This is a genomic window from Mycobacterium sp. G7A2, from assembly GCF_041902445.1.
Taxonomy (GTDB): domain Bacteria; phylum Actinomycetota; class Actinomycetes; order Mycobacteriales; family Mycobacteriaceae; genus Mycobacterium.
The window spans coordinates 5,789,393-5,804,472 of record NZ_CP169251.1; the positions used below are offsets into that span (position 1 = coordinate 5,789,393).

14 protein-coding genes are annotated in these 15,080 nt (G+C 67.2%); 6 read left to right on the top strand and 8 right to left on the bottom strand.

Features of this window, described 5'->3' with window-relative positions:
- Positions 1 to 636 carry a TetR/AcrR family transcriptional regulator gene (locus ACEWX3_RS27510; RefSeq protein WP_374158280.1) on the bottom strand — a complete coding sequence of 212 codons (636 nt, stop codon included), beginning with the start codon at positions 634 to 636 and terminating at the stop codon, positions 1 to 3.
- Between the two features lie 146 nt (positions 637 to 782).
- Here ACEWX3_RS27510 and ACEWX3_RS27515 point away from each other — a divergent pair, with 146 nt between their 5' ends.
- From ACEWX3_RS27515 to ACEWX3_RS27530, 4 genes are all read left to right on the top strand, one after another.
- Positions 783 to 1,349: a TetR/AcrR family transcriptional regulator gene (locus tag ACEWX3_RS27515; protein ID WP_163672550.1), complete on the top strand. Its 567-nt coding sequence runs from the start codon at positions 783 to 785 to the stop codon at positions 1,347 to 1,349.
- Positions 1,342 to 1,890, top strand: coding sequence for a hypothetical protein (locus tag ACEWX3_RS27520; protein ID WP_374158281.1), 549 nt, complete (start codon positions 1,342 to 1,344; stop codon positions 1,888 to 1,890). Before ACEWX3_RS27515 ends, ACEWX3_RS27520 begins: the two co-directional genes overlap by 8 nt.
- A 19-nt stretch (positions 1,891 to 1,909) precedes the next feature.
- Positions 1,910 to 4,078 carry an FUSC family protein gene (locus ACEWX3_RS27525; RefSeq protein ID WP_374158282.1) on the top strand — a complete coding sequence of 723 codons (2,169 nt, stop codon included), beginning with the start codon at positions 1,910 to 1,912 and terminating at the stop codon, positions 4,076 to 4,078.
- 166 nt (positions 4,079 to 4,244) lie between these two features.
- A complete protein-coding gene (locus tag ACEWX3_RS27530) occupies positions 4,245 to 5,159 on the top strand; it encodes an MBL fold metallo-hydrolase (protein ID WP_374158283.1) in 915 nt (304 codons plus the stop codon).
- A 50-nt stretch (positions 5,160 to 5,209) separates the two neighbouring features.
- Here the strand turns inward: ACEWX3_RS27530 and ACEWX3_RS27535 are convergent, their stop codons facing one another.
- The 3 genes from ACEWX3_RS27535 to ACEWX3_RS27545 are packed head-to-tail and all read right to left on the bottom strand — an operon-like array spanning position 5,210 to position 8,966.
- The gene (locus ACEWX3_RS27535; RefSeq protein ID WP_374158284.1) at positions 5,210 to 5,659 is read right to left on the bottom strand and encodes a hypothetical protein; all 450 of its coding nucleotides are present in this window, start codon (positions 5,657 to 5,659) and stop codon (positions 5,210 to 5,212) included.
- Positions 5,656 to 8,502 (bottom strand): RND family transporter, encoded by a 2,847-nt coding sequence (locus ACEWX3_RS27540; protein WP_374159973.1) that lies wholly within the window; start codon positions 8,500 to 8,502, stop codon positions 5,656 to 5,658. The genes ACEWX3_RS27535 and ACEWX3_RS27540 overlap by 4 nt, the downstream gene beginning before the upstream one ends.
- Positions 8,481 to 8,966, bottom strand: a complete 486-nt coding sequence (locus ACEWX3_RS27545) for an MmpS family transport accessory protein (RefSeq protein WP_374159974.1) — start codon at positions 8,964 to 8,966, stop codon at positions 8,481 to 8,483. The genes ACEWX3_RS27540 and ACEWX3_RS27545 overlap by 22 nt, the downstream gene beginning before the upstream one ends.
- Positions 8,967 to 9,202: 236 nt before the next feature.
- Here ACEWX3_RS27545 and ACEWX3_RS27550 point away from each other — a divergent pair, with 236 nt between their 5' ends.
- Both ACEWX3_RS27550 and ACEWX3_RS27555 read left to right on the top strand, forming a co-directional pair.
- A complete protein-coding gene (locus ACEWX3_RS27550) occupies positions 9,203 to 9,682 on the top strand; it encodes a MarR family winged helix-turn-helix transcriptional regulator (RefSeq protein ID WP_207068838.1) in 480 nt (159 codons plus the stop codon).
- A gap of 184 nt (positions 9,683 to 9,866) precedes the next feature.
- Positions 9,867 to 10,532: a nitroreductase gene (locus ACEWX3_RS27555; RefSeq protein ID WP_207068837.1), complete on the top strand. Its 666-nt coding sequence runs from the start codon at positions 9,867 to 9,869 to the stop codon at positions 10,530 to 10,532.
- A gap of 137 nt (positions 10,533 to 10,669) precedes the next feature.
- Here ACEWX3_RS27555 and ACEWX3_RS27560 read toward each other — a convergent pair whose 3' ends face one another.
- The 4 genes from ACEWX3_RS27560 to ACEWX3_RS27575 form a co-directional block, all read right to left on the bottom strand.
- On the bottom strand, positions 10,670 to 11,644 hold the full coding sequence (locus tag ACEWX3_RS27560) for a pirin family protein (protein ID WP_374158285.1): 975 nt from the start codon (positions 11,642 to 11,644) through the stop codon (positions 10,670 to 10,672).
- 319 nt (positions 11,645 to 11,963) lie between these two features.
- Complete coding sequence (locus tag ACEWX3_RS27565; RefSeq protein ID WP_374158286.1) at positions 11,964 to 13,025, bottom strand: ArsA family ATPase; 1,062 nt, start codon at positions 13,023 to 13,025, stop codon at positions 11,964 to 11,966.
- Positions 13,016 to 13,291 carry a cory-CC-star protein gene (locus ACEWX3_RS27570; RefSeq protein ID WP_374158287.1) on the bottom strand — a complete coding sequence of 92 codons (276 nt, stop codon included), beginning with the start codon at positions 13,289 to 13,291 and terminating at the stop codon, positions 13,016 to 13,018. The genes ACEWX3_RS27565 and ACEWX3_RS27570 overlap by 10 nt, the downstream gene beginning before the upstream one ends.
- Before the next feature lie 4 nt (positions 13,292 to 13,295).
- Positions 13,296 to 15,005 carry a carbon starvation protein A gene (locus ACEWX3_RS27575; RefSeq protein ID WP_374158288.1) on the bottom strand — a complete coding sequence of 570 codons (1,710 nt, stop codon included), beginning with the start codon at positions 15,003 to 15,005 and terminating at the stop codon, positions 13,296 to 13,298.
- Positions 15,006 to 15,080: the final 75 nt, after the last annotated feature.

A 15,080-nucleotide genomic window follows, 5' to 3' on the forward strand; every position in this document is an offset into this window, starting at 1 on the left:
CTACTCGCTGAGGTTCCAGAGTTTGTTGGCCAGCAGCAGTTCGAGCTTGTGCACCACCGCGCCGAGCGCCGAGCGATCGCCGACGAACCCGGCGTAGAAACCCATCCCCCACACGACCGCGACCAGCATCTCCACCAGATGGTCGACATCGGTGTCGGCGCTGAGCTCGCCGCGGGCGATCGCATCGTTGACCGCCCACGTGACGAAGGCGCGGGAGTTTCTCAGCGGATCGTGCTCCTCGCTGACCAGCTCGGGATGCCGCTGGGTCTCCAGCACCGAGGTCACCAGGAACGCCGCCGCGGCGCGGTCCTCGACGTCGGACTGCGTCGCCGCCGACAGGAACGCCGACAGCCGCCCGATCAACCCGGTCTGCTCCTGCGCCCGCGCGATCCCCGCGCTAACAATCGACTCATCGGTCTGCCGAACCACCTCGGCCCACAGCACTCGTTTGCTGGCGAAGTAGTGATTGATGGCGGGACGGGTGAGGTCAGCGCGGACCGCGATGGCCTGAAACGTGGCAGCGTCGTAGCCAAGTTCGCTGAAAACTTCACGAGCAGCACGCACAATGCGCTCGCGCGTCTCAGCAGCCTTCGCTGCGGGAGGGCGACCTGGACCTCGACTAGCCGTATACGGCACGGTCAAATTGTGCCACACGTCACCTGGCAGTTGGCCACGCAGTGGCTGTCAGCGGCCCAACCGTGACAATCGGGCAAACATTCGGCGCGGTCTCGCCAGGCGCGCGCACCGCGCCGTGATAGCGCACCGAACTATCGTGCTACGGCATGGGGGGCGTCGCGTCGCGAGAGTCATTCTTCGATACCGGGCTGGAAGTGCTTTCCGACCTGGGTTACGGCGGACTGAAATTGGCCGAAGTGTGCCAACGACTGGGCGTCACCACGGGATCCTTCTATCACTACTTCGCCAACTGGCCGGTCTTCACCCGGCAGCTGGTGGCGCACTGGCAGGAGGGAATGACCGTGAAAGTCGTCGAGGCGGTGCAGGCCGAGCCGGACGCCCGGCAGCGCATCGACAAGCTGATCCGCGCCGGGCTGCTGTTGCCGCACGGCGCCGAGGCCGCCATCCGGGTGTGGGCCGCCATCGACCCGGAGGTCCGCACGGTGCAGGCCGCGGTGGACCGGCAGCGGTTCGACGCGCTGTATGTCAGCGCGTTGGAGATCCTGCGCTCCCCCCGCCAGGCGCACCTGTTCGCGGCGTGGGCGGTCTACCTGCTGGTGGGCTATGAGCAGACGCTGCTGCCGTCGGACACCCCGGGGCTGACGTGGATCGTCGAGCAGTTGCTCGATGCCCTGGACTCCGGTTGTTTCGCCACGGTGCTCACCGATGACTGAGGCCACCGGCCGGGCCGGGGATCCGGCTGCTGCCCGCGGCGAGGAGCCGGCCGTCCCCGACACCCACGTGGTGGCCATGCTGCGCGAGCGCCTCTACGGGGCCATCTCCTGTCTGGCGACGCTGGCAGTGCTCACCCGCTACACCGGCGACGAGACCAGCGGGTGGGACCGCATGATCGACGTGGCCGTGACGATGGGCGGGTTGTGGCTGGCCAGCCTGCTGTCGGACTTCGTCGCGCATCTCAGCGTCTACGGCCACGCCCCGCGGGGGGTCGAAGGCTGGCGGATGCTGCAGGCCTCCGGGCAGATCCTCGAGGCCAGCGTGCTGCCGCTGGGCGCGCTGGCGACCGCCGGTCTGGGCCTGCTCGACACCGACACCGCGGTGTGGATCGCCAAGTGGATCCTGGTCGTCGAGCTCGGCGTGATCGCGCTGCTGGCGGTCCGCAAGACGGCACTGCCCTGGTGGCAGCAAACTCTGACGGTTCTGTCATTGGTCGCCCTCGGTCTCCTCGTCATCGCCATCAAGGTGTTGGCGCACTGATGGCGCGCTGACGACCGCCGTGCGCTCCCTCCGGCCAGCCGCTCTGCGCGACCGCATCGCGCAGCGGATCCAGCGGCGCGATCCCGACGGTGACGCGCTGCGGCGTGCCCTGCGCGCGGCCCTGGTGGTGCCACTGGCCGGGGCGGTCGGCTTCGTCGTGGCGGGCAATTCGCAGACGCCGCTGTTCACGATCTTCGGGTCGGTCGCACTGCTGGTGTTCAGCGATTTTCCGGGCAACGCGAACAACCGCGCCCTGGCCTACACCGGGCTGGCCCTCAACGGTTACGTGATGATCACGCTCGGAACGCTGGTCGCGCCGTATCCGGTGCCCGCGGTCGTGACGATGTTCGTGCTCGGCGCCGTGGTGACGTTCTGCGGGGTGTTCAGCGAGACGATCGCCGCCGGTCAGCGCGCCACGCTGCTGACGTTCGTGCTCCCGGCGTGCACACCGGTGGGCCCGGTCGAGGAACGGCTGCTGGGCTGGACGATCGCGCTGGCGGTGTGTGTGCCTGCCGCGCTGTTCTTCCTGCCGCCGCGTCACCACGGCCAGTTGCGCCGCCGCGCGGCCCGCGCCTGCCGCACGCTGGCTGACCGGCTGGACGGCGCGGCCACCGCCGAGGACGTCACCCGCGCGATGGACCGGCTGCGGGAGACGTTCCTGGGCGCCGACTTCCGCCCGGTCGGTCTGACCGCCGGCAGCCGTGCGCTGGTCCGTGTCGTCGACGATCTGGAGTGGGTGTCCGACCGGACCGGACAGCGCGCGGGGGCGGCCCTGGCGGACATGCGGGCTCCGGCAGTGCGGGTGCTGCGGTGCGCGGCGGCGGTCCTGCAGCAGCCCCGGTCGGTGGACCGGGACGCCGGGCGCGCCGCACTGGAGGCCGCCCTGAGCGACCTGCGCACCGTGGCGCGCGGCCGCTACCGCGAGGACCTGCAGACGATCTTGGGCGCCGTCGACGACGACCATGCCGTGCGGTTGGGCCGCGAGCTGCTGCGGCGGCGGACCATCGCGGCGACCATCGGCGCGACCGGACGGATCATCGCCGCGGCGGCGGCCGCCGACGCCCGCCCGGTGTGGGCGCGTGCGCTGGGCCTGCGACTGCCGCCGACCGGGGCGTCCGAGCGTCTGCTGCCCGAGACGAAGGTGGCCGCCCAGATCGCGTCCGGGTTCGTCACCAGCCGGGCGGTGGCGGTGCGCAACAGCCTGCGCACCGGGCTGGGGCTGGCGCTGGCCGTGGCCGTGACACACCTGTTTCCCGTGGAACATGGTTTCTGGGTGGTGCTCGGTGCCCTGTCGGTGCTGCGCTCCAGTGCTCTGACCACCGGCACCCGGGTGTGGCGCGCGGTGATCGGCACCGGCATCGGCTTCCTGCTCGGTGCCCTGCTGATCAACCTCGTCGGCGTGGATCCGCCGGTGCTGTGGCTGCTGATGCCGCTGGTGGTGTTCGGGTCGGCGTATGTGCCCGAGATCGCGTCGTTCACCGCGGCGCAGGCCGCCTTCACGATGATGGTGCTGATCTTCTTCAACCTGATCGTGCCCACCGGCTGGGAGGTCGGTCTGATCCGGGTGGAGGACGTCGTCGTCGGCGCACTCGTCGGGGTGGTGGTGTCGGTGCTGCTGTGGCCGCGCGGCGCGACCGCCTCGGTCACCAGGGCCATCGACTCCGCGCGCGGCATCTTCGGCCGGTACCTGCAGGTGGCGGTACTGCGCATCACCCGCGGCGCGTTCGAGGAGCGCCGCGACGAAGTGGCGACGCTGAGTCACAACGCGCTGGCCGCCTCCCGGGTGATCGACGACGCGGTACGCCAGTATCTGTCCGAGAGCAGCGGTGAGACCGACTTCCGCGCGCCGGTGGTGCGGTCGTTCAACCGGGCGATCCGGTTGCGCGCCGCAGCCGACCTGATCGCCGACATCCCGACCCCGCCGCCGCTGGGGGCGTACCCGAATGTCCGCAAGGTGCTCGAGTTTCACGTCGACGCGATCAGCGACCGGCTGGCCGGGCGCTTCGACCCGGATCAGGACTGGTCGCCGATCGGCGACGACTTCGTGCTGGCGTTGCGCTCAGAGGTGCCCGACGACGATTTGGGGGTGTCGGCCGCGCTGCCCCTGCTGACGGTGGCGGCGGCGCTCGGCGAGCTGGAGCTGATCTATCCGCTGCAGAAGGCCACGCCCAACGTTCAAGCACGGTAGCAATCCGGTCGGCAGATCCAATCCAGCACCTTCGCTGCACGTTCGGCGACGACGAGAAGCACGCGGGTCGACCGCCGGATGAATCCTGCTACCGCGATGCGTTCGGGTGGACGGACAGGTGATCTCCACCGTCTCTTCGGGTCAAGGCACGCAGAAAGAGAAAAACATGAGTGTGGACAGCATTTCCCACGGCGGTGGCACGCGCCTCGGCGAATTGGTTCCGTCGCGCTATGCGCTGAAGGTCGGCGACATCGACGTGATGGTGATCAGCGACGGCGTATTGCCCATCACCGCCGTCACGATGGCCACCAATGTCGGCGCTGCGGAACTGTCGGCCTGGCTCGAGGACATGTATCTGCCGCCGGAAGTGCTCGACTGGCCGCTGAACGTGGCGGTGGTACGCAGCGCCGGCAAGATCATCCTCATCGATTCCGGTCTGGGGACGGAGTTTCCGGGCTTCCCGCGTGCGGGACAGTTGGCCGCCCGGTTGGACGACGCCGGGATCGCCCCGTCCTCCGTGACCGACGTGGTGCTCACTCATCTGCACATGGACCACATCGGCGGACTGCTGGTCGACGGGTTACGCGGCCGGCTGCGCCAGGACCTGCGCGTGCATGTGGCGACCTCCGAGGCCGAGTTCTGGGAGGCGCCAGATTTCTCCCGCACCGTCATGCCGGCGCCGATCCCGGAGGTTCTCCGAGCGACCGCCACGCAGTTTCTCAGCGTGTACCGCAATCAGTTGCGACCGTTCGAGGAGGAGTACGAGGTGGCTCCCGGGGTGTTGGTCCGGCGCACAGGCGGCCACACACCCGGTCACAGCGTCGTGCGCCTGGAGTCCCGCGGCGAGGCGTTGACGTTCGCCGGTGACGCGGTCTTTCAGCCCGGGTTCGACAACCCCGAGTGGCAGAACGGTTTCGAACACGATCCCGAGGAGGCTGCCCGCGTCCGGGTCCGCTTGTTGTCTGAGCTGGCGGCGAGCGGGGAACAGCTGGTGGCCACGCATCTGCCCTTTCCGTCCGTGTGCCACGTGGCCTTCGCCGGCAACGCTTTTCGGTTCGTGCCGATCGTCTGGGATCACTGACGATCTCCCGCGCCGAGCGTGCTACCACGGTAGGCAGTCTGCCGAATTCGCTACCGTGGCTGTGCGTTCGGCGTGATTGCGTTCACCAACCGCCGCTTGAGCCGTACGCTTCGCAGGATCTGTACCGCCATATTGGTGGACGTGATCATCGGGATCACTCCGAGAAACGTTCTCTCCGAGGCGATGTGCCCATGAAGTTGCTCGAGGCTGCCGAACACGTAGAAGCAACCGAGGCAGAACAGGGTGGCAGGCACGGCCAGCGCCAGCAGACTACCTCGGTCTGCAAGCACCTCTCGCGCCAGAACGATTTCATCGTCGGTAAGCGGGTCGCGGTTTCGGACCTTTCGCAATGTTGCCGGCAGCACGCCGATGTCCAGGCTGCGCCTGACGTGCCTGCGGCCCATCATCCGCCCGGTGAACACGAAGGCAACCGCGGCGAACACCCCTATCAGCGCAAAGGCGACGATCGCCAGCGTGCCGTAGAGACTGGACGTGGTCATCTGCGCGCCTCCGGTCTCCGCCGAAGTGGCCGTTGCCGGATAAGAGTCGGCCACCAGAACCACGGCCCGAGAAGACGCATCATGCATGGTACGACGAACGAGCGCACCACCAGGGTGTCGAGCAGAAGCCCGATACACACTGTCGATCCCAACTGGCCGATGGTGCGCAGATCGCCGATGAGCATCGCCAGCATCGTGAAAGCGAACACCAGACCCGCCGACGTCACCACGCTGCCGGTGCTACCGAGTGCGCGGATGAGTCCCGTGTTCAACCCGGCGCCCGTCTCCTCCTTCACTCGGGAGATCAGCAACAGGTTGTAGTCCGAGCCGACAGCCACGAGGATGATGAAGGTGAGCGGCAGGACCAACCAGTGCAGAGGCAGACCGATAAGGTGTTGCCAGACCAGCACCGAAAGGCCGAAGGCGCCGGCATAGGAGAACGCTACAGTTCCGGGAATGATCATCGCTGCCACCAGACTTCGGGTCAGATAGAGCATGATGAGGAAAATGAGCACGAATGCGGCCACCGCGACGATGAGCAGATCGGACGCGGCATAGGCCTTGATGTCTCTGTCGTTCGACGCCGCACCGCCGATGTAGATCTTGGCCCCGGCCAGTGAAGTCTCCTTCAGCGCGATCTTGATCGCCTCGGGGAACTGCTCCACGTGCTCGACACCCTCCGGCCCCATGGCGTTGCCCTCGTGGGTGATGATGAACCGGGCAGCCTTGCCGTCCGGCGACATCATCAACTGCATGCCGGTCTTGACGTCTTCGTTGTCGAACGCCTCCCTGGATATGTAGAAGAAGTCATCGCTGCGTGATCGGTCGAAGTCATTACCGACATTGATGAGGTCGTCGTATGTCTGATCGGTCTGAGTGGACTGCAGATGTGCCGGACCGTACGAGTTGGTGATGACGGTCTGTAGCGCGAGCGTGTCCTCCATCATCCGGTCCAGTTGAGCGATCATCCGCGGCAACAGCCTGTCCACGGCCTGCAGTGAGGCGACGGCATCGGTGATCTCTGCGTAGAGGCTGTCGACGCCGTCGAGCGCATCGAACAGCGACCGCATCGCCCAGCACGCTGGAATATCGAAACAGTGCGGCTCCCAGTAGAAATAGTTACGCAGCGGCCGCAGAAAGTCATCGAGGTTCGATATCCCCGCGTTCATGTCGTCGGTGACCTGCTTGACGTTGTCCAGGGTGAGTACCGTTGAGTGCAGTTCGTCCGACATCTTCTGTGTCAGATCGAGCACCTGCGCCAACACCTCGACGGAGCGCGTTTGGATATCGGCTTGCCGATCGGTGTTCTCGTTCTGTTGCTCGTTGAAAGGCAGTTGCTGACCGCTACCGCTGCCCTGCGTCGTGAATAGGTACGGAATCGTGGCGTGTTCCAACGGTCGGCCCAACGGTCTGGTGATGCTCTGCACCATGGCTACGCCGGGGAGTCGGATGAGGCTCTTGGCGACGCGGTCCAGCGAGATGAAGTCTGCGGGGTTGCGCATGTCGTGGTCGGTCTCGATCATCAGCATCTCGCTGAACAGTTTGCTCTCCGCGAAGTGCCGATCCGATGCTGCGAAGCCACGGTTCGCCGAGGCGTCGGCCGGCTGGTATGCGCGGTCGTCGTAGTTCACCTGATAGCTGGGGACGAAGATGGCCCCGATCATCACGACGGCGCAACTGGCCACGAAGATCGGCTTGGGCCAACGCACCACGCTGGCCCCGATTCGCCGATACAGCCGGCCCGTGGATGCACGCCTGGGATCGAAGAGACCGAACAGGCTACCGAGGGTGAGCAGCGCGGGTGCGAGCGTCAGCGCAGCCGCGATGGTGCACAACATGCTGATGGCGACGGCTGGACCCATGGTGTGGAAGTAGTCCAGACGCGCCAGGCTCAGACAGTAACACGCACCGGCGATGGTCAGCCCCGAGCCGATGATGACGGGTGCCACGCTGCGGTAGGCCGTGTAGAACGCGGCCTCGCGGCTCTCGCCGGCCTGTCTGGCTTCCTGGTAGCGGCCGAGCAGAAAGATGCCGTAGTCGGTTCCTGCCCCCAATGTCAGCGCCACAACGATGTTCACTGCGAACGACGACAGCGGAATGATGCCGAAGTGTCCGAGCGTGGCGATGATTCCCTTTGCTACCAGCATTTGGATCAGCACGCTGACGAGGGGGACCAGCAGGGTGGAGAACGACCGGTAGACGACCAGCAGCATCACCACGATGAGGATGATCGTGAGGATCGTGATGTTGTTCAGGCTTGAGTTGGCGATCGACAGTGTGTCCGCCGCCAGCGGTGCGGCGCCGCTCACGTACACGGTGAGGCCTGGCGGCGGGGCGCTGTCGGCGACCATCTCGCGGACAGCGTCGACAGATTCGTTCGCCTGAATCTGGCCCGTGTTGCCGGCGAGCCGCATTAACACGAATGTGGCCTTGCCGTCGATGCTTTGGACACCCGCCGCGGTGATCGGCTTTCCCCACAGATCCATTGCGTACTGGACGTGTTCAGTGTCCTGCCCTAGTCGATCGATCAGATCGTCGTAGTAGTCGTGATCGGCTCCGTCCAACGGACGGTCCGCCTCCAGGACGACCATCGCCAGGCTGGTGGACGTCGACTCTTCGAACTTCTTGCCGATCTCGAGCATCGCGACCTGTGAGGGCGCATAGCTGGGAATCATCGAACCCGCGAGTTGCTCGGCGACCCGCTCGACCTGGGGGATGAAAGTGTTGGTGCTCACGGCGACGAGGCCCCAGAAGATGATGATCGGTACCGCCAGGAACCGCACCGTTCGTGCGACGAACGGCTTGTTGGCGCGATGAGTGCTCACGCCGACTTCACCCGGCAGGTGACGTCCGCGTCGGCATGGTCGGAGTGGTGCTCGTCGCGCACAACGTCATTGACCAGCATCCGGCAACTCAGATCGCCGCCGTCGACCTGCGCTGAGACACTGCCGGACACGACGGTGAGCGTGGTCGTCTCGGTGTGCGACCACGGCAGTTCAGCGAGCTCGATGGCGTGCGGGTGGCCGCTGACATCGACATAGCTCACGATCCCGCCGTCGCCGATGGACCCGAACAGTTCGTACGTGAGCCGCTTCGGAGTGAACTGTTCAGGCGCCTGCGCGGCGGGAACGGAAGGGACGGAGCCCGGCTCGGACATCTGGTGCACGTGCCAGATGCAGACCGAACCGGTGGCGAGGGCTGTCACGGTGACGAGAGGTAGCCACCCGTTCCGGAGAACGGCCCGGCCGAATGGGCGGCGGTGGCCTGCTCGATCCGCGCTCCCACGCGCCGGTGGTTGCACGCTCATGCTGCAATCTATATCGCATACGCAATATTCTTCACAAATCGAGGTGCCTGCCTGGCGTGCGCTGACATCAGCGGTGCGCCACCTTTGCGGCTCCACCACCGCTGCCACTAGTCCGCATTTGAGTGCTGATTGCCAGGATCAATTCGTCCGGAGCCGCGCGTTTCTGTCGCCCTCGTTCTCCAGGTTCAGCGAAGGAGCGTCGCCAATTTACTTCCTGTTAATGATATAAATGTCGGATGAGCAACACGACCGCCAGTGACGTCGACGCCATCTCGGAGATGCTCGTCTCGAGTGCAGATTTGATGTGGCGACACCTCGCCGACCGTGACGAACTGAGTGCCAGCGCAACACTCGTGCTGAACCGACTCCACAGGGAGGGTCCCATGCGGGTCACCGCTCTCGCCGAGGCCGAGGGCGCCAGTCAATCGGGAATGACACAGCTCGTGCAGCGGATGGAACGTCAAGGGCTGCTGGAACGTTGCGGCGACCCTGACGACGGGCGAGCATGCCTGGTCCAGGTCGGCGAGGAGGGGCGGCGGCTGTGGGACGCACGCTCCGGGATCCGCAAGCAGCGCATCTCCGGTCTGTTGGCCGGATTGTCGGACGACGATCAGGTCTCGCTCTGGCTTGCTGCTCGCGTCGCGTCCCGCCTTCTCGATCAGATGCGTGAGATCGCCGATACATCAGCGGTTTCCGGAGGGGTCGTGGGAGGGTGACCGCTCGGTGGTCAGCCGCAGGAGGGGCATGCGGTGGTTACCGCACGGACATTGACCCGAGCCGGATCCAGACGCCGGGATGAATCGGCGGCGTTCCCCCCGTTCTGGGAGATGGACGGAAGCCATTCTGGCCGCGGCGGGGCACTTCATCCAGAAGGCATGACCAGCGGGAGGGCAGGTGCTCGTGGACGTATACGAGGCAGTTGAAAGTCGGCGATCAGTAAGGGCGTTCACCGACAGGCCCGTTTCGCCGGAGACGCTCGAGCGGGTGCTCACGGCCGCCACCCGGGCGCCGTCGGGCTCAAACATCCAGCCCTGGAACACCTACGTGGTGACCGGTGCGCCGCTGGCGGAGCTGAAGAAGCGGGCAACGGAGCGGGTCAGCACCGGTCAGGCCTGGGATGAGCGCCAGTTCGAGATGTATCCGACGAGTCTGGAATCTCCCTACCGCGAGCGCAGGTCGGCCTTCGGCCGAGAGCGCTACGCCGCCCTCGGGATCGCACGGGAGGATTGGGAGGCACGCCAGCGTGCCGCGATCGCCAACTGGAACTGCTTCGGGGCCCCGGCTGCGCTCTTCTGTTACGTGCACCGAGATTTGGGCCTTCCGCAATGGTCCGACGTCGGCATGTATCTGCAGACTGTCATGTTGTTGCTCCGCGCTGAAGGACTGCACAGCTGTCCGCAGATGGCATGGTCGCAGGTGCGTCGGACGGTGGCGGACTTGGTCCGTCCGCCGGCCGAGCTCATTCTGTTCTGCGGTGTGTCGATCGGTTTCGCCGATGAGACAGTGGGTTACGCCCGTACCGGCCGTGCGTCCATCCACGAGACGGTCACCTTCATCGACGGTTGATGCCCCGGGCCCAGACGCCACGTCGCGCGACCGGCCCCGGGCCACGCGTCCTCAGCAATCGCCGACCGTGAATCCTGCGCGACGGTCCCGCCGATTTTTCGCAAGAGATTCACTCTCGGCGCCCTGGGGCCACCCGCTCAGCGCCGCGGCCGGTGCGGCATAAGGGCGTCCGGCGGGATCACACCGAACTTGCCGGCCTGGAAGTCTTCCATCGCCTGGATCAGCTCGGATTTGGAGTTCATCACGAACGGGCCGTACTGGAAGACGGGTTCGCGGATCGGCTTGCCGCCCAGCAGCAGTACTTCCAGTGCCGGCCGGTTGGCGTCCTGGCCGGGGTCGGCGGCCACGGTGATGCGGTCGCCGGGGCCGAACACCGCCAGCTGACCCTGCTGGATCGGGTGCGCGACCGGCCCCACCGAGCCCCGCCCGGACAGCACGTAGACCAGTGCATTGAAGTCGCGGTTCCACGGCACGTTGAGCTGCGCACCCGGCTCGATCGTGGCGTGCGCCAACGTGATCGGCGTGTGCGTCATGCCGGGTCCGGCCTTGCCGTCGATGTCCCCGGCGATGAGGCGCACCAACGCGCCACCGTCGGTGGAGGACAGCAGCCGGGCCTGGGTGCCTTCGATCGCCTGGTAGCGCGGGGCGGCGAACTTGTCCTTCTTGGGCAGGTTCACCCATAGCTGGACGCCGTGAAAGAGGCCGCCACTGTCCACCAGCTCGGCCGGCGGGGTCTCGATGTGCAGGATGCCCGACCCGGCGGTCATCCATTGGGTGGCGCCGTCGGTGATGAGCCCACCACCGCCGTGGGAGTCCTGGTGGGCGAAGCGCCCGTCGATCATGTAGGTGACGGTCTCGAAGCCGCGGTGTGGGTGCCAGTCGGTGCCGCGCGGTTCGCCGGGCTGGTATTCCACCTCGCCCATCTGATCCATGTGCACGAACGGGTCCAGGTCGCGGGCGCTGACCCCGGCGAAGGCCCGCACGACGGGGAAGCCCTCTCCTTCGTAGCCGCGGGGTCCGGTAGTCACCGACCGGATCGGGCGTTCGGTGTCGGTCGGTGCGGGTTCGGTCAGGCGGGGCAAAGTCAGGGTGTCGGCGGTGATGGCAGGCATGCCCGAATCAACCGGACCGTGGTCCGATTAATTCCCCCGTCGACCGTGGGCGCCGCGAGAAGTCCCGCGTCGCGATCGTCGGCGCCCTGAGCATGGTGCCCGGACGTTCATCCCTGGCCGAGGTCGTGCGCGCCAGGTCATTCGCGTGGGCCTCGGCGGTGGTCATGCGCCCCCCGGTCATTCGCGTCGGCCGCGGCGGTGGCATGCGCCCCCGGTCATTCGCGTGGGCCTCGGCGGTGGTCATGCGCGTCAGGTCATTCGCGTCGGCCGCGGCGGTGGTCATGCGCCCCCCGGTCATTCGCGTCGGCCGCGGCGGTGGTCATGCGCGCCAGGCTGTCACGGACCCGGGGTCCCCATGGGCGAGCGCGTCCCCGAAACGTTCGAGTGCCTCCCGGCCCACGACCTCCCCCGGCAGCAGGGGGACCTGCAGCAGCGGGACGTCCGGCAGCGCGCGGCGCAGGGCGGCGACGTGCACCTCCTCCAGGGCACGGCGCTCGGCGAGGAAGTTTCCGGCGTGGGCCGGCGAGCGTTTGTTGACCACGAGCGCCCCCGCGTCCAGGCCGGCGCGGACCAGCTTCTCGTGCAGTTCGACGGTCTCGAGGACGGGTAGCCGCTCGGCCGCGAGGACGATGACGAAGCTGCAGCGCTCGGCGTCCACCAGGGTCTCCCGCAGGACCTCGAACCGCTTGCGGCGGCGCAGCAGGATGCGCCGGATGTCGAGGTCGCGCTCCTCGCGGGGGTCCCGCGGCCTCTCAGTACCCACGGTGCTCTCTCCCGCCGCGTCCCGGTCCTCGAGGCCCCGCAGGGCGGCCCCGAACTTCTCCGCCCTGCCACGGCGCCGCAGCAGCCCCTCCGTCCAGGCGGACATGATCTCGGGCAGCGCCATGAGCCGGGCGGTGTGCCCGGACGGGGCGGTGTCGAAGACGATCAGGTCGTATTCGGTTAGGGCCGTGTCGACGAGGTCGGCGATCCGCTCCAGGACCGCCGACTCGTGCGTGCCCGGCGAGTCGCGCGCAAGTTCCATGTGCTTGTCGACCTCGGCCGCGAGGTGCTCGGGCATGAGCCGGCGGATCGTGGCGCCGACGGTGGCGAGGTGCGCGTCGGCCGTGGCGGCCGGGTCGACCTCGAGGCCGTCGAGGACGCCGCCCGTGAAGCCCCCTCCGGTGCCGCCGAGGTTCCGCGCGAGCGGGGTGATCCGGTCACCGATCCGGCACTCCCACAGGTGCCCGAGGTTATGGGCCGGGTCGGTCGAGACGACGAGCACCCGGCGGCCGGCGCGGGCCTGGGCGAGGGCGGTCGCGGAGGCGACCGCGGTCTTGCCGACACCGCCCTTGCCGCCGACGAACAGGACCCGGCGGGCGGCGGCGAGCTCTAGCAGCACGAGACTTGCTCCAAGGGCGAGCGTTCCATGCCCATCCGCCGGTGCCACTCGTGGAACCGGTCGTAGACCACGGGCAGCAGCTCCACGGTGTAGTAGCCGGCGGGATTGGGCACGCCCAGCGCCTCGGAGAGGACGAGCATCATGAACAGGTCCTCTTCGTCGCGCTGGGCACGGGCGAAGGTGCGTCGGTAGGGCGCCACGTAGAACTCGTGCAGACCCGCACCGATTCGGGCCTGCAGGCTGCGCAGCCGGTATCGGACAGTCACCGGCTCACCGGGAGGACCGCTTCCCCGCCGCCGTGCCCTCCATGGCGTCCTCGTCGAGCTCGGGCGGACTCTTCTTCGCCCGGGACATCACGATCGCGGACTCGAAGATGACCCACACCGCGGCGATGAGGATGATGACGTCGAGCACGAGCAGCAACCAGTTCTTTGTTGCCCAGAACTCGCCCATCTGGACGATCAGGGCGTAGACCGACATCACCAGCAGGAACACCAGCGGGACCAAAACCGGGAGCACGGGGCGGCCCTTGCGCAGCAGGATCACGGCGATGATCGACAGGGTGAGGCCGGCCAGCAGCTGGTTGGTGGTGCCGAACAGCGGCCAGATGAGCATTCCGCCCGATCCGTCGCCGCCCGCGCCGAACGTGAGGCCCATGGCCACGCCGAGGACGATCATGGTGGCCAGGGCCTTGTTGAGGGAGAAGCCGATGATGTGGGCCGCCTCCTGCACCACGAACCGCTGCAGGCGGATGCCGGTGTCCATGGTGGTGGCCGCGAAGAGGATGGCCATGGTCGCCAGGATGGTGGCGCTGAGCCCGGCGGGGATGCCGAGGCCCTGGTTGACGATGGCGGCGCCACCCTCGATGAACGCGGACACCCCGCCCTGGCCGAACGCGGAGTAGACGGCCTCCCAGTCGGTGATGGTCCGGAATCCGGCGGTGGTCGCGATGATCGCGCCGAGCGCGAGGAGGCCCTCGCCGACCGCACCGAAGTAGCCGACGAAGCGGGCGTCCGGCTCCTTGTCCAGTTGTTTGGAGGACGTGCCCGAGGCGACGATCCCGTGGAAGCCGGAGATGGCACCGCACGCGATGGTCACGAACAGCAGCGGCACGATGCTGGGCGTGCCCTCGGGCAGAGAGTCGTTGAACGCGGGCGCCACCACGGTCGGAGCGGAGATCAGCACCGCCCCGTAGAGGATGCCCAGGGCGATGAACAGCTGCAGCCCGTTGATGTAGTCGCGCGGCTGCAGCAGCAACCAGACCGGAAGCACCGAGGCCACGCCGGCATAGAGGAAGAGCACGACGATCCAGAACGCGTTCGCCGACAATCCGAGGACCGTCTCCGGCAGCACCACCGGGACACGGTCGCCGACCAGGATCAGGGCGTAGAGAGCCACGACGCCGATGACGGACACGAGCGGCAGGCTCCACTTGAGCCGGTAGATGGCCTGACCGATGAGCAACGCGACGACGATGGCACCCCAGGTGGGGATCACCGCGGTGGGCGTGTTGACGAGGAGCCCGGATATGACCACGGCGAACGCCGCGTTGACCATGAGCAGGACCAGGAAGATCACGACGAGGAACAGGTTGCGCCCGCGGTGGCCGATGTACTGCCCGGACAGCGACCCGATCGACTTGCCCTTGTGCCGGCTGGAGGCCCACAGGGCGCCGAGGTCGTGGACGCCGGCGAAGAAGACGGTGCCGATGGTCACCCAGAGGAATGCCGGCACCCACCCCCAGATGACGGCGATCGCGGGCCCCACGATGGGTGCCGCCCCGGCCACGGAGGTGAAGTGGTGGCCCCACAATACGTACTTGTTGGTGGGCACGTAATCCACGCCGTCACCGAGCTCGTGGGCGGGGGTGACGAAGGAGTCCTGGAGCTTGTAGACACGGCGGGCCAGGAATTTCGAGTACAGCACGTACCCGAGGACCATCATGGCCACGCCGACCACGGCGAGGACGACGGAGTTCATGTCGCTCCGATCTCGGTGCAGGGTCTCGGTGGGTCTCGGTCTGAGTCACCATGCTACCGCTGTGTGAACTAGATC